Genomic DNA, 13,668 nt, shown 5'->3' with positions numbered 1-13,668 from the left:
GGAGGGTGGCGGGATGGCGATTGCTGTTGAGACCGGCGTCAGTCGGCACGACACCAGAAGAGCAACAGGAAACCTCATATCGCAGCTCAGGCATGCGGCCGGAATATGCACGGTCGTCGGTTCCTTCACCTTCCTCTTCGCGCTGGTAATCGGGCTGATCCAATGAGCGAAGTCCTCATTCTTCCCGGATTGTTCGGCTCGGGAGAGGGGCATTGGCAACAGCACTGGCTGCAGGATCAGCCGGGCAGCCATTTTGTCGCTCAGGACGATTGGGATCATCCCACCCTCGACAGCTGGCTGCCGCGATTGGAAGAAGCGCTTGAAGAGGCTGGCGAAGCCTATCTGGTTGCCCATAGTCTCGGATGCCTGCTCGCCGCGAGGCTGGCCGGGCGAAGCGCTGCCCGGCGCGTAAAGGGAGCATTGCTCGTTGCTCCCTGCGATCTGCCGGCCACGGAAAATCTGCATCCCGGGCATATCGCCTTCGGCGGCATGCCGACGGCGCCTCTGCCATTTCCGAGCATCGTCATCGGCAGCATGAACGACGCCTACATGACGGTCGATCGGCTGACCTTGTTTGGCCGACTGTGGAAGGCGGAGACCAGGAATATCGGCCTTGCCGGCCACATCAACATCGCAAGTGGTTTTGGCCGCTGGCGAACCGGCTACCGGCTGCTGGATGCCTTGAAGATGCGCACCGGCGATCGAAGGCGCAGCGTTTTCGCACGACCGGCTTTTGCGATGTGAATGGAAGCGGAATGTCCGATATCACCGACGATCTCCTGCGCCTCAGCGAAGATCCGAATGCCGACCCCAGGAGCCGGCGCCGGCAAACCATGGAGCGCCTGGTGAAGACGCTGCTTGCCATGGCCGACGCCGAAATCGGGCCTGACGAGGCGCAACATCGCCATTCGATCATGCATTTGACGACGATCATCCGCGACATGACGGGCAGGATCGCCGAGGCCGATGATACGACATTTGCCGCGATCGTCAGGGAGGCCGCGATGCTGATCCGCAGCCTGCAGCGGCGCCAGGCCGATGCGGCCACATCTGCGGTGCATTGAAACGTGACCGATATCGCCGAGCATAGGCAGGTGATAATCCGGCGAAGCGAGGTTCGGATGCTCAGTGCAACTAGTATGGCTCTCACGGGCGAGCTCGTGTCGCTCAGCCTTCGCCCCGAGCTCGATCCCGGCCCCGAGCCGCACCGCACACCGCTGACCGAGTTGGAGGTGGAGATGTTCGCCAGGCGGCTGCTCCAGGAATCCGCCGACGCGCCGCTCTGGGTCTTCGCCTATGGATCATTGATATGGAAGCCGGATTTCGATGCCGTCGAGTGGCAGCGCGGCGCAGCCAGGGGTTGGCACCGGTCCTTCTGCCTGAAGATGACACGTTGGCGGGGAAGCCGGGGGCAGCCTGGCCTCATGATGGCGCTTGATCGCGGCGGACGCTGCAATGGCATCCTCTTCAGGCTTGCCGATGACGATCGCCTCGGCCAGATTCGACGCTTGATCCGCCGTGAGGTCGGCACGATCGAAGATGCGGCGACGGTTCGCTGGATTCCTGTCGAGACCGCACATGGCTTCGTGCGCGCGCTGGTCTTTTGGGCCGGCCCGAAAGGCGAGCGCGTTTCCCGCAGATTGCCGTTGGAGACGGTGGCGCGCGTGCTTGCCAGGGCCTGCGGACATGTGGGCTCCTGCGCCGAATACCTCTATCTGACGGTGAAGCATCTGGAAGAACGCGGCATTCGCGATCGCAATTTATGGCGCCTCCAGGAGCTCGTCGCAGCCGAACTCCTGTCGATCCATGGCCTGAACGAGGTTGCGCCAACCCGTTAAGCGCCGTGCGTCCTTTCAGACCCACGGCGCTTTGACGTTTTGAATTGCTTGCATTCCCTCAGAGCTTGCCCTTCCAGGGCACAAGGTAAGTCTCCAGGAAACGGATGGCGGCCGAGAAGGTGAAGGCGCAGGCCGCGATGATGGCGATGCCGACAAAGACGACGTCGGTTGCCAGGAATTGCGACGCCGACATGATCATGAAACCGATCCCGCGCGTCGAGGCGATCAATTCGGCGGCGACCAGCGTGCTCCAGCCGACGCCGAGCGCAATGCGGATGCCGGTAAGGATTTCAGGCAGGGCCGACGGCAGGACGATGTCGATGAAGAGCTGCAGCCGGTTTGCACCCAGCGAACGGGCGGCATTGACGCGCTCGATCGGCAGCGAACGAACGCCGGCGTGGGCCGAAAGGCAGATCGGCGCAAACATCGCCAGCACCAGCAGCGTGATCTTCGACGTCTCGCCAATGCCGAGCCAAATGATCATCAGCGGCAGGTAAGAGAGGGGCGGAAGCGGCCAGTAGAACTCGATCGGCGCATCGAGCACACCTTTGGCCCAGCGGTTCAGGCCCATCAGCAGTCCGAGCGGAATGCCGGCGGAGATGGCGATGAGAGCCGCGACAACGATGCGGAACAGACTTGCAGCGACGTGTTCAGAAAGCGATGCACCGGCGTACCCATCGCGATAGATGACGCCGATCTGCGTCAGCACCTCGTCGGGACGCGGCAGGAAAAGGTGCGGGACGATGCCAAGGGCCGCGACGAGCCACCACAGCAGCAGGATTGCCAGGGCGGTGGCAACACTGATGGCCACCGTCGATCTCTCGCCGGCGCCGAAGCCGGCCATTTTCACCAGCTTGACCTGACGATCCTGGACATGGGCCGTAGCCGGCGAGGCCTGTATTACATCGCTCATGCGGCGCTCCTCAAATCTTCGCTGCTGTGGAGAATGGCGCGGATCTCCTCGCGCAGTTCGGCAAATTGCGGCGACGCCTTGATCGATCGTGCATCGCCCGTCTCCGCGAAGCGTCTGATGAAATCGAGATCGAAGCGGGCCACGACGCGCCCAGGCCGAGGCGACATGACGAGCACCTGCGTGCCGAGAAACAGCGCCTCTTCGATCGAATGGGTGATGAAGAAAATCTTCTTCGCCGTCTTGTTCCAGACGGAAACCAGCAGTTCCTGCATCTGCTCGCGGGTCAGGCTATCGAGCGCGCCGAAAGGCTCGTCCATCAGCAGGATATCGGGATTGGTCGCAAGCGCCCGGGCGATGCCGACCCGCTGGCGCATGCCGCCCGACAGCTCATAGGGAAAGGCATTGGCGAATTCGTCAAGCCCGACGAGCCGGAGCAGTTCCAAGGCGCGTGCTTGCCGCTCCTTGCGGTTGACGCCGGCAAATTTCAGGCCGAGGGCGACATTGTCGGTCACCGATTTCCAGGGCAGCAGCGCATCTTTCTGAAAGACGACGCCGCGATCAGCACCCGGCCGTTCGACGGCGCGGCCATCGAGCGTGATCCGGCCATCTGACAGTGGAAGGAAACCGGCGATCGCGTTGAGAAGGGTTGATTTGCCGCATCCCGAGGCGCCGAGCGCGACGACGAAACCCCGTTCGGGGATATCGAAGGAAACGCGATCGAGCGCGTGGACGGTCCGCCCGTCCCGGGCTGCGAAGAAAACGCTGGCGTGATCGACTTTAAGCATGGTGCCACTCGCAAGTTCGATGCCGGCGCGACGATGGTCGCGCCGGCATCGGGGAGGATCAGTTGCTGACGCTGGTAAGCGCGTCGGCGGTGACGAAGGCGCCGTAATTTGCCAGCACGTCGGACACCTTGCCCTGTTCCTTCAGGAACGATGCCGTGTCCTTCAGGATCTTGCCGGCGCCCGCCTTTTCGCCGCCACCGAGCCAGGCGTCCGATGCCTGGACCTCGGGAGTGAGCAGCGTCAGGTTCTTCAGAGCCGAGGCCTGCTGCTCGGCCGTTCCGCCGAGAAGCTTGGCGAGCGCCTTGGCGTTGTCGCTGTCAGGACCCCAGGCGGCCTTGTCCGAGGCGAAGGACGCATAGTATTTGGTGACGACTGAGGCAAAACCCTTCAGGAATTCCGGATTGTCGCCGGCAAATTTCGAGGTGGCAACCCAAGCTGAGAATGTCGGCGCGCCCTTGTCCGCCACATCCTTGGAGGTCACCAGAACCTTGCCGTTCTTCTTGAGTTCGGTGAGCGCCGGATCCCAGACGAAACCGCCGTCAATATCGCCGCGGTTATAGCTCGCCACGATCTCAGGCTGGGGGATTGCGAAGACCTGGACGTCCTTCTCGCTCAGGCCAAGCGATTTGATCAGCGCCAGAAGCTGATAGTGGTCCGTGGAGACGGGCGCGGCGGCAAGCTTCTTGCCCTTCAGATCGTTGAGGCTTTCGATGCCCGAGCCGTTGCGGACGACGAGAGCCTCGTCGATGCCCGAGATGGAGGCGAGGTAGAAGGCCTTGACCTCGAGCCCGCGCGATACCGCAGCCGCAAACGGGCTGGAGCCGACATAGCCGACCTGAACGTCGCCCGAGGCGATGGCCGCGAATATCTCGGCGCCGGAATTGAACCTGCGGAAGTCGATGTCATACCCGGTCTTCTTGGCGAATTCGCCGTTGGCGATTGCCACGGAAGACGGCAGGGCGTCGGTTTGATAGCCGACGACGACCTTCTTGTCCGCCGCCTCAGCGGCGATCGCCGTTGCGAGAGTGCCGACGCCGACGGCGATTGCGGCAAGCAAATTTCTGAAATTCATCTTGAGCCCCTTTGTTCGAGGGCCACGCGGCCCCTTGATCTCACCTGCAAAAGGGTAATGGTTGATATGGGGCTGGCGGGAGGAATAACAAACTATATTTATAGACTATGAAGATAATTGTTTTCGTGATTCTGCCGGTTGAGCCATCCGCGTGGCGGTGAGTGACAAGAAGCGGCTTTACCGAGGTTCAAGGAGAATGCCTTGACATATGATGTGATCGTCGTCGGTTCCGGTTTTTCAGCGATCGCTGTGACCTGTAATCTCGTCGAGCTGCTTCCCGCGACGGCGAAGATAGCGGTCGTCGGCGACGATGCCGGTTTCGGACGCGGGACGGCATATAGGACGGAGCTCTATCTCCATCGCCTCAACGTGCCTGCCGGCCGCATGAGCCTGCTGCCCCATCGCCCTGACGATTTCGCCGACTGGCTGAAGGCCCATGGACGTCCTATGCAGGCCGGCGATTTCGCCTCGCGCAGCGATTACGGCCTTTATGTCAGGGATACGCTTGCGCGGCTGCTTCGAAAGCGGGATGGCCGTTGCCGGGTCGATTTCATCAAGGCCAAAGCAGCCGGGTGCGTGGAGAGTTACACCAACACGCTCGCCTTTCACCTCGGCAATGGCGACGAGGTCGCCGGGAAGAATGTGGTGCTTTGCCTCGGCGTCGGAAACGCCGACCTTCCGGTCGAACCGACTGGCGTTCCGTCTTCGCTGCGATCGCGGATCGTCGAGAACCCGTGGCGGCTCTCCTGGCTGAGGCGCGTCGCGCCCTCCGATGCGGTCTGTATTCTCGGCTCCGGCCTGACGATGATTGATCAGGTTCTGGCACTTCGCGCCCGTGGCCACAGAGGCAGGATCGACGTGCTTTCGCGACGCGGCCTGGCGCCGCTCAGCCATGCGAGGACGCCCCCCGCGCCGCTGCCGATCGACGTTCACACGCTTCCGGCTACGATCAGCGGCCTGTTGAAGATCTTGCGGGAAAAGAGCAGGGAGGTCGCCGACTGGCGGAGCGTGATGGACGGCCTGAGGCCGGCCACGCAGGCTCTCTGGCAGCGGCTTTCGCACGAGGAGCGAGCACGGTTCCTGCGGCATGCGCTTCCCTGGTGGAACATCCACCGTCACCGGGTCGCGCCCGACGTGTTCGCAGGGTTCGAGAGACTGGTCTTAGACGGAACCGTTCGCTTCCATGCGGGCTTCCTGAAATCGCTCGAGGCCGAAGATGGCAGGCTGGTCGCCGGATACAGGGTCAGAGCCAAGCGCGAGATCGACGAGATCAGGGCGGACTGGCTGGTCAACTGCACGGGTATGGAGCGCGCCGGCATCAGCCATTCGCCGCTTCTGAAGGAAATGAGCCGGTTTCAGCTTATTGTTCCCGATCCGCTTGGCCTCGGCATCCAGGTGGATGCAGCTTCGGAAGTGACGGCTCCGTCCAGGATCTCGCCGGCGCGGCTGTTTGCCGTCGGCGCCTTGACGGCGGGACAATTCTGGGAGATCACCGCCGTCCCCGACATCCGGGTGCAGGCGAAGGCCGTGGCCGAAGTGATCGTCAAAACGAGGCCCGCCTCCGACACGTAGGCTGACAAACTTGGGACCGGTACGGTGCTGTTGAATTGCTGGCCGCCGACAGCTACAGTATTTGGTAGGCCATAATACGATTCCTGAATTCGGCTGCCGCAGCAAAGCTTGGGCCGGCGAAGTCAATCCAACACTGAGGTACAGCATGAGCGGTGCTCTGAAGGACGCAGCAATCAGGGTCGAGCGTCCTGCGAAGACCTTGCGGGAACTGGCGCTCGACAAGGTCCGCGAGGCCATCGTCAACGGATACTTCCGTCCGGGAGACCGGCTTGTCGAGCGCGACCTCTGCGCCCAGCTCGGCGTCAGCCGGACGGTGGTGCGCGAGGTTCTGAGGCATCTGGAATCGGAAGGGCTGGTCGCCAATCTGCCGAACAAGGGACCGATCGTCGCCCAGCTGGATATCGAGGAAGCCAAACAGATCTATGAAATCCGCGGTGCGCTCGAAGGCATGGCGGCACGGCTCTGCGCAGAGCGCGGCAGCCCCGAGATCGTCGCTGCGCTCGAGGAATCGCTGACCGCAATCCGCAACAGCTACCGCGATCAGGATATGGCGGGTGTGCTCGCCAATACTTCTTCCTTCTATCAAACGCTGTTCACCATGGTCGACAGGCATGTCGCCTGGGGCGTCGTCAACCTGCTCACTGTTCGCATCAACCATCTGCGCTCGATGACGATCAAGACGGAACGGCGCGGCATCGAGGGGCCGGCACAAATGTCGAAGATCGTCGACGCTATCCGCCGCGGCGACGGCGAGGGGGCCCAGCGGGCGGCGATGGATCATGTGGCGGCGGCGAGTGCCATTGCAGAAGCGGTGCTATCCGCCCAGAAGCCTGCGGAATAACTCTTTAAACTCATTCCATTAGCGACCACTGCAGATCTCCGACGAGGTGCTGTCGCATCGACATTTGTCGATGCCTTTGCGCATCGCGATTCACGTTCCCCGGAGCTCTACACTTCGAGCTTGACACCTGTCTTAGCTCGATGTGATGGTATGCCATAATCAATAATATATAATGTGACATCGTAAGGACTGGGATTGTTCTGCCTGCCGCGTCGCTGCTGACGGGCGGAAAACCGCAGATTTCCAAGGATCGAACCTCAATCCGCGTCAATCGCAAACACCAACTTGACATGATTATATTATGGTATACCATAATATAAAGTAGAGAGATGAGGTGTTCCATGGCCATTCAAATTCGCAAGACGGGATTGCAGATCGAAACGACGCTGATCGAAGGCGGCAAGGCCGCGGCGGTGCCGCTAAAACTGTTTTCCGCTTTCGCGGTCGTGAAGAACCCCTGGGCGGGCCGCGGCTTTATCGAGGATCTCAAGCCCGAAATCCATGCGGGCGCTCCAGTTCTCGGTGAGTTGCTGACCAAGATGATCATCGATGCCGTCGGGTCCGGCGATGCGGTCGAAGCCTATGGCAAGGCCGCCGTCGTCGGCCTGGATGGTGAGATCGAACATGCCTCCGCGCTCATCCACACGCTGCGCTTCGGCAATTTTTATCGCCATGCCGTCGGCGCCAAATCCTATCTCGCCTTCTGCAATACACGCGGCCCTGCCAATGCGCCGATCATGATCCCGCTGATGGACAAGAACGATGAAGGCCGCCGCTCGCATTATCTCACCATCCAGACCTCGATCCCTGATGCGCCGGCCGCCGATGAGATTGTGGTGGCTCTTGGCGCGTCGGTGGGCGGGCGTCCTCATCACCGCATCGGTGACCGCTACCAGGATCTGAAGGATCTTGGGCAGGACGTCGCCAACGCGGCGGGCGTTTGAAAGGGTGGGCGCTGAGATGCTGACAGCTGGATCGATCTCGGGCGCCGCTGCAGCAAAAGGCGTCGGTGACTTGCCCCGAAAGAAGACGCCATGCGGAACGGCCTATCACGAGGCCGGCAGCGGCGAGCCGCTGGTTCTCATTCATGGCGTCGGCATGCGGCTCGAGGCCTGGGCGCCGCAGATCGCCTTTCTGTCGGCCGGCCACCGCGTCATTGCCGTCGACATGCCGGGGCATGGCGAGAGCGCAAAACTGCCGGCGGGCAGCCGCCTCGAGGAGTTCGTCGCCTGGTTCGGGCGCTTTCTCGACGAGATGGCGATCGATAGGGTGAATGTTGCCGGCCACTCGATGGGGGCGCTGGTATCGGGCGGGGCGGCGGCGACGTTCGGCGAACGGATCAGCCGTGTCGCCTACCTCAACGGCGTCTACAGGCGCGATCCGCAAGCAAAGGCTGCCGTGCTCGCACGGGCCGCGGCTATTCCGGTGACGGGCGTGGATAAGGAAGGTCCCTTGGCTCGTTGGTTCGGCGACGATGCAGACAGCGTCGTTGCGCGGGAACTGACGCGGAAATGGCTCAACCTCGTCGATCCGGAGGGTTATGCTGTCGCTTACGCCGCTTTTGCCGGCGGAGACGAGACCTATGCCGATCGTTGGAAAGACGTGGCTGGTCCGGCCCTGTTCCTGACGGGGTCCGACGATCCGAATTCGACACCTCTGATGGCAGAGCAAATGGCGGCGCTCGCGCCGAAGGGCTGGGTCCGCATCGTCGGAGGCCATCGTCATATGGTGAACCTGACCGCGCCTGATATCGTCAATTCGCTGCTCGCCGAGTGGCTGTCGTTCGGGGAGGATGAACGATGACAATCCAGACTGTCGATCCAAGAGCATTGCGAGATGCATTCGGCGCTTTTCCCACAGGCGTGACTGTCGTCACCGCTTGCGATGGGGAAGGAAATCCGATCGGCTTCACCGCGAACTCCTTCACATCCGTTTCCCTCAACCCGCCCTTGCTGCTCGTCTGCCTTGCCAAAACTTCGCGCAATTTTGCCACCATGACCGGGGCGCCGCATTTCGCCATCAACGTGCTGTCGGAAACGCAGAAGGACGTATCGAATACTTTCGCGCGGCCGGTCGAAGACCGATTTGCGGCGGTCGAATGGGCCAAGGGATCGGCGGGCTGCCCGATCTTCTCGAACGTGGCGGCCTGGTTCGAATGCGCCATGGAAGAGGTCGTCGAGGCCGGCGACCATGTCATCCTGATGGGGCGTATCGAATCCTTCGACAACAGCGGCCGCAACGGTCTCGGCTATGCGCGCGGCGGCTATTTCACGCCGACTCTTGCAAGCAAGGCGGTTTCCGCCGCCGCCGAAGGCAATATCGAGCTTGCGGCCGTCGTCGAACGCCGTGGAGAAGTTCTGCTGCTGGGCGAGGATGTATTCTCCCTGCCGAGCATCGACGCCCATGACGGCAACCCGACCGAAGCGTTGCAAAAATACCTGGAGACGCTCACCGGGCTGACGGTCAGCATCGGCTTCCTCTATTCGGTCTATGAGGGCAAGAGCGACGGCAAGCAGCACATCGTCTATCACGCCGTTGCCGGCGACGGTGAGCCTGCCGGCGGCAGATTCGTGAAGCCCGACGCCCTGGCTGCGGCAAAATTCAAGACCAGCTCGACCGCCGATATCGTCAACCGCTTCGCGATGGAAAGCTCGATCGGCAATTTCGGCGTCTATTTCGGTGACGAGACCGGCGGCACCATTCATCCCATTCCAGCCAAAGGCGCAAAAGCATGAAGTTCTCCCTCTTCGTCCATATGGAGCGGCTCGACGCCAGCCAGAGCCATAAGGGCCTCTACGACGAATTTGTCGCGCTCTGCGAGATCGCCGACAAGGGCGGCATGCATGCGATCTGGACGGGCGAGCACCATGGCATGGATTTCACCATTGCCCCCAACCCGTTCGTCACCATTGCCGATCTCGCGCGCCGCACTTCGCGAGCAAGGCTCGGGACGGGGACGGTGATCGCTCCCTTCTGGCATCCGATCAAGCTCGCCGGCGAAGCAGCGATGACCGATATCATCTGCGGCGGCAGGCTCGACATCGGCATTGCTCGCGGAGCCTATTCCTTCGAATATGAGCGCCTGCTGCCGGGTCTCGATGCCTGGGGGGCGGGCCAGCGGATGCGCGAGCTCATCCCGGCGGTCAAGGGCATCTGGAAGGGCGATTACGCCCATGACGGGGAGTTCTTCAAGTTCCCCGCGACGACGTCTGCCCCGAAGCCGCTGCAGCAGCCGAACCCGCCGATCTGGGTTGCCGCGCGCGATCCGAACTCGCATGAATTCGCCGTCGCCAACGGCTGCAATGTCCAGGTCACGCCGCTCTGGCAGGGTGATGACGAGGTTCAGTCGCTGATGGACCGCTTCAACGATGCCTGCGCCAAGAACCCCGACGTCGAGCGGCCGAAGATCATGCTGCTGCGCCACACCTATGTCGGCTCGTCGGAAGAAGACGTCGCCCAGGCAGCCCATGAGCTCAGCGTCTACTACAACTATTTCTTCGCCTGGTTCAAGAATGAGAAGCCAATTACCCAAGGCCTGATCGAGCGGATTGCGGACGAGCAGATCCGCGCGAATGCGATGCTGTCGGATCAGGTGATGCGCACCAACAATGTCGTTGGCGACGCCGAAACTGTCATCAAGCGGCTCAAGGCCTATGAAGCGCTCGGTTATGACGAATATTCCTTCTGGATCGACACCGGCATGAGTTTCGAGCGCAAGAAGGCGTCGCTCGAGCGCTTCATCGCCGAGGTCATGCCGGCATTTCAGGAGTAAGACCATGCGGCGTTTCCAGCATTATATCGACGGCGAATTCTCGAATGGCGAAGCTTCCTATCCAAGCATCGATCCGGCTTCCGGCGCGGTCTGGGCAGAGATGCCGGAAGCGCGCGAGAATGATGTCGATCGGGCTGTGAACGCTGCCGAAAGGGCGCTCTACGAGGGCCCCTGGGCGAAGATGACGGCGACGCAACGCGGCAAGCTGCTCTACAAGCTGGCCGACCTGGTTGCCGCCAATGCGCAGATCCTCGCTGAACTGGAGACACGCGACACCGGCAAGATCATCCGCGAAACGTCGGCGCAGATCGCCTATGTCGCCGAATATTATCGTTATTATGCCGGCATCGCCGATAAGATCGAAGGCTCCTACCTGCCGATCGACAAGCCTGACATGGATGTCTGGCTTCGCCGCGAGCCGATCGGCGTCGTCGCCATGGTCGTGCCATGGAACAGCCAGCTCTTTCTGTCGGCGGTCAAGATCGGCCCGGCGCTCGCCGCCGGCTGCACGATGGTGGTGAAGGCCTCGGAAGATGGGCCGGCGCCGCTTCTCGAATTTGCGCGTCTCGTGCATGAGGCAGGCTTTCCTGCCGGCGTCGTCAACATCATCACCGGTTTCGGTGCCTCCTGCGGTGCGGCCCTCGGCCGCCACCCCAAGGTCGCCCATGTCGCCTTCACCGGCGGCCCGGAAACCGCTCGGCACGTCGTGCGCAACTCGGCCGAAAACCTCGCCTCGACCTCGCTCGAACTCGGCGGCAAGTCGCCGTTCATCGTCTTTGCCGATGCCGATCTCGAAAGTGCTGCCAATGCCCAGGTCGCGGGCATCTTCGCCGCGACGGGCCAGAGCTGCGTTGCCGGATCGCGCCTGATCGTCGAGCGCAGCGTCAAGGACAAGTTCGTCGCGCTGCTGCGGGAAAAGGCCGAAGCTATCCGGATCGGCGCGCCGCTCGATATGGCGACCGAAGTCGGCCCGCTTGCCACCAAGCGCCAGCAGGACAATATCGGCGCCCTTATCGAGAGATCGATCGAAAGCGGCGCCCGCCTCGTCACCGGCGGACGCAAGATCGACGGCGAAGGCTATTATTTCCCGCCGACGATCCTCGATTGCGACAATGTAGCCTCGCCCTCGCTGATCGAGGAATTCTTCGGGCCGGTCCTCTCCGTCGTCTCCTTCGAGACCGAGGCCGAGGCGCTGAAGCTTGCCAACGACACCCGCTACGGCCTGGCCTCCGGCATCTTCACCGAGAACCTCACCCGGGCGCACCGGCTGATGAAGGGCATCCGCGCCGGCATCGTCTGGGTCAATACCTACCGTGTCGTCTCGCCGATCGCGCCCTTCGGTGGTTTCGGCCTGTCGGGCCACGGCAGGGAAGGCGGCATGGCCGCGGCGCTCGATTATACCCGCACCAAGACGATCTGGCTCAGGACCTCCGACGATCCGATCCCCGATCCTTTCGTGATGAGGTGACGCGATGTTTTACGAGATCCGCACCTATCGGCTGAAGAACGGGACGATCCCGCAATATCTCAAGGTCGTCGAGGAAGAGGGCATCGAAATCCAGAAGGGCCATCTCGGCACGCTCGTCGGCTACTTCTTCTCGGAGATCGGGACGATCAACGAGATCGTTCACATCTGGGCCTTTACGAGCCTGGACGACCGCGAGGCGAGACGCCAGCGGCTTCTGGCCGATCCCCGCTGGCAGGCCTTCCTGCCGAAGATCCGCGACCTGATCGAGGTGGCGGAAAACAAGATTATGAAGCCGGCAAACTTCTCTCCCCGGAGCGAGGCGCGCTGACGGCATAAGGCATAACCCGTAGGACAAACCAAAACAGGGATAAGGGAACATGAAAACGACATTTGCTTTCGCGGCGGTTGCCGCATTCGTGGCGGTCTCCGCGCCGGCGCACGCTGACAGCATGGTCTTCTCGAGCTGGGGCGGAACGACCCAGGACGCGCAGAAGGCGGCATGGGCAAGCCCCTTCACCGACAAGACCGGCATCACCGTCGTGCAGGACGGCCCGACCGACTACGGCAAGCTCAAGGCCATGGTCGAGGCCGGCGAAGTCAACTGGGATGTCGTCGACGTCGAGGGCGACTATGCCGCCCAGGCCGGCAAGAACGGCCAACTCGAGAAGCTCGACTTCTCCATCATCGACAAGTCCAAGCTCGATCCGCGCTTCGTCACCGATTATTCGGTCGGCAGCTTCTATTATTCCTTCGTCATCGGCTGCAATGCCGATGCCGTCAAAGCCTGCCCGAAGACATGGGCCGACCTGTTCGACACGGCGAAATTCCCCGGCAAGCGCACCTTCTACAAGTGGTCGGCTCCCGGCGTGATCGAAGCGGCGCTGCTTGCCGACGGCGTGCCTGCCGACAAGCTCTACCCGCTCGATCTCGACCGCGCCTTCAAGAAGCTCGATACGATCAAGTCCGATATCATCTGGTGGTCGGGCGGCGCGCAGTCGCAGCAGCTGCTGGCCTCCGCAGAGGCGCCCTTCGGCAGCGTCTGGAACGGCCGCATGACGGCGCTTGCGGCGACCGGCATCAAGGTGGAGACCTCCTGGGAGCAGAACATCACCGCTGCGGATGCGCTCGTCGTGCCGAAGGGCGCGCCGAATGCCGAGGCTGCGATGAAATTCATCGCGCTGGCGACCTCCGCCGAACCGCAGGCCGCCCTCGCAAAGGCTACGGGGTACGCGCCGATCAACCTCGACTCGGCCAAGCTGATGGACCCGGAGACCGCCAAGACCCTGCGGGACCAGCAGACGGCAAGCCAGGTCAATGCCGATATGAACTATTGGGCAGAGAACCGCGATGCCATCGGCGAGAAGTGGTACGCCTGGCAGGCGAAATGAGTTGAAACTTGAGATGAAC

16 protein-coding genes are annotated in these 13,668 nt (G+C 62.1%); 13 read left to right on the top strand and 3 right to left on the bottom strand.

The window, feature by feature from the left end:
* Window positions 1-13 precede the first annotated feature (13 nt).
* The 4 genes from B5E41_RS31675 to B5E41_RS13945 are packed head-to-tail and all read left to right on the top strand — an operon-like array spanning window position 14 to window position 1,838.
* Window positions 14-166 carry a hypothetical protein gene (locus tag B5E41_RS31675; protein ID WP_176439388.1) on the top strand — a complete coding sequence of 51 codons (153 nt, stop codon included), beginning with the start codon at window positions 14-16 and terminating at the stop codon, window positions 164-166.
* A complete protein-coding gene (locus tag B5E41_RS13955; protein WP_088394446.1) occupies window positions 163-744 on the top strand; it encodes an RBBP9/YdeN family alpha/beta hydrolase in 582 nt (193 codons plus the stop codon). The genes B5E41_RS31675 and B5E41_RS13955 overlap by 4 nt, the downstream gene beginning before the upstream one ends.
* An 11-nt stretch (window positions 745-755) precedes the next feature.
* On the top strand, window positions 756-1,064 hold the full coding sequence (locus B5E41_RS13950; protein WP_088394444.1) for a hypothetical protein: 309 nt from the start codon (window positions 756-758) through the stop codon (window positions 1,062-1,064).
* A gap of 3 nt (window positions 1,065-1,067) precedes the next feature.
* Complete coding sequence (locus tag B5E41_RS13945; RefSeq protein ID WP_088394442.1) at window positions 1,068-1,838, top strand: gamma-glutamylcyclotransferase; 771 nt, start codon at window positions 1,068-1,070, stop codon at window positions 1,836-1,838.
* Between the two features lie 58 nt (window positions 1,839-1,896).
* On the opposite strand, the gene B5E41_RS13940 is transcribed toward B5E41_RS13945, so the two are convergent.
* From B5E41_RS13940 to tauA, 3 genes are read right to left on the bottom strand one after another with little or no spacing between them, the layout of a single operon-like run.
* Entirely contained in the window at window positions 1,897-2,751 is an 855-nt protein-coding gene (locus B5E41_RS13940; RefSeq protein ID WP_088394440.1) for an ABC transporter permease subunit, read from the bottom strand.
* Window positions 2,748-3,536, bottom strand: a complete 789-nt coding sequence (locus B5E41_RS13935) for a taurine ABC transporter ATP-binding protein (protein ID WP_088394438.1) — start codon at window positions 3,534-3,536, stop codon at window positions 2,748-2,750. Before B5E41_RS13935 ends, B5E41_RS13940 begins: the two co-directional genes overlap by 4 nt.
* Window positions 3,537-3,594: 58 nt before the next feature.
* Complete coding sequence (gene tauA / locus B5E41_RS13930; protein WP_088394436.1) at window positions 3,595-4,608, bottom strand: taurine ABC transporter substrate-binding protein; 1,014 nt, start codon at window positions 4,606-4,608, stop codon at window positions 3,595-3,597.
* A gap of 201 nt (window positions 4,609-4,809) precedes the next feature.
* On the opposite strand from tauA, the gene B5E41_RS13925 reads away from it, so the two are divergent.
* From B5E41_RS13925 to B5E41_RS13885, 9 genes are all read left to right on the top strand, one after another.
* Complete coding sequence (locus B5E41_RS13925) at window positions 4,810-6,180, top strand: FAD/NAD(P)-binding protein (protein WP_088394434.1); 1,371 nt, start codon at window positions 4,810-4,812, stop codon at window positions 6,178-6,180.
* Between the two features lie 145 nt (window positions 6,181-6,325).
* On the top strand, window positions 6,326-7,021 hold the full coding sequence (locus tag B5E41_RS13920; protein ID WP_020922771.1) for a GntR family transcriptional regulator: 696 nt from the start codon (window positions 6,326-6,328) through the stop codon (window positions 7,019-7,021).
* A 341-nt stretch (window positions 7,022-7,362) separates the two neighbouring features.
* Window positions 7,363-7,965, top strand: coding sequence for an amino acid synthesis family protein (locus B5E41_RS13915; RefSeq protein ID WP_088394432.1), 603 nt, complete (start codon window positions 7,363-7,365; stop codon window positions 7,963-7,965).
* A 16-nt stretch (window positions 7,966-7,981) separates the two neighbouring features.
* Window positions 7,982-8,824: an alpha/beta fold hydrolase gene (locus B5E41_RS13910; RefSeq protein WP_088394430.1), complete on the top strand. Its 843-nt coding sequence runs from the start codon at window positions 7,982-7,984 to the stop codon at window positions 8,822-8,824.
* Window positions 8,821-9,756 (top strand): flavin reductase family protein, encoded by a 936-nt coding sequence (locus B5E41_RS13905; RefSeq protein WP_088394428.1) that lies wholly within the window; start codon window positions 8,821-8,823, stop codon window positions 9,754-9,756. The genes B5E41_RS13910 and B5E41_RS13905 overlap by 4 nt, the downstream gene beginning before the upstream one ends.
* Entirely contained in the window at window positions 9,753-10,793 is a 1,041-nt protein-coding gene (locus B5E41_RS13900) for an LLM class flavin-dependent oxidoreductase (RefSeq protein ID WP_088394426.1), read from the top strand. The genes B5E41_RS13905 and B5E41_RS13900 overlap by 4 nt, the downstream gene beginning before the upstream one ends.
* Before the next feature lie 4 nt (window positions 10,794-10,797).
* Entirely contained in the window at window positions 10,798-12,261 is a 1,464-nt protein-coding gene (locus B5E41_RS13895; protein ID WP_088394424.1) for an aldehyde dehydrogenase, read from the top strand.
* 4 nt (window positions 12,262-12,265) lie between these two features.
* On the top strand, window positions 12,266-12,589 hold the full coding sequence (locus B5E41_RS13890) for an NIPSNAP family protein (protein WP_088394422.1): 324 nt from the start codon (window positions 12,266-12,268) through the stop codon (window positions 12,587-12,589).
* Between the two features lie 49 nt (window positions 12,590-12,638).
* Entirely contained in the window at window positions 12,639-13,649 is a 1,011-nt protein-coding gene (locus tag B5E41_RS13885) for an ABC transporter substrate-binding protein (protein ID WP_088394420.1), read from the top strand.
* The last annotated feature ends 19 nt before the right edge of the window (window positions 13,650-13,668 follow it).

Source organism: Rhizobium esperanzae (assembly GCF_002204185.1).
In the GTDB taxonomy this organism is placed as follows: Bacteria; Pseudomonadota; Alphaproteobacteria; order Rhizobiales; family Rhizobiaceae; genus Rhizobium; species Rhizobium esperanzae.
This window is presented reverse-complemented; position numbering and strand designations above follow the sequence as displayed.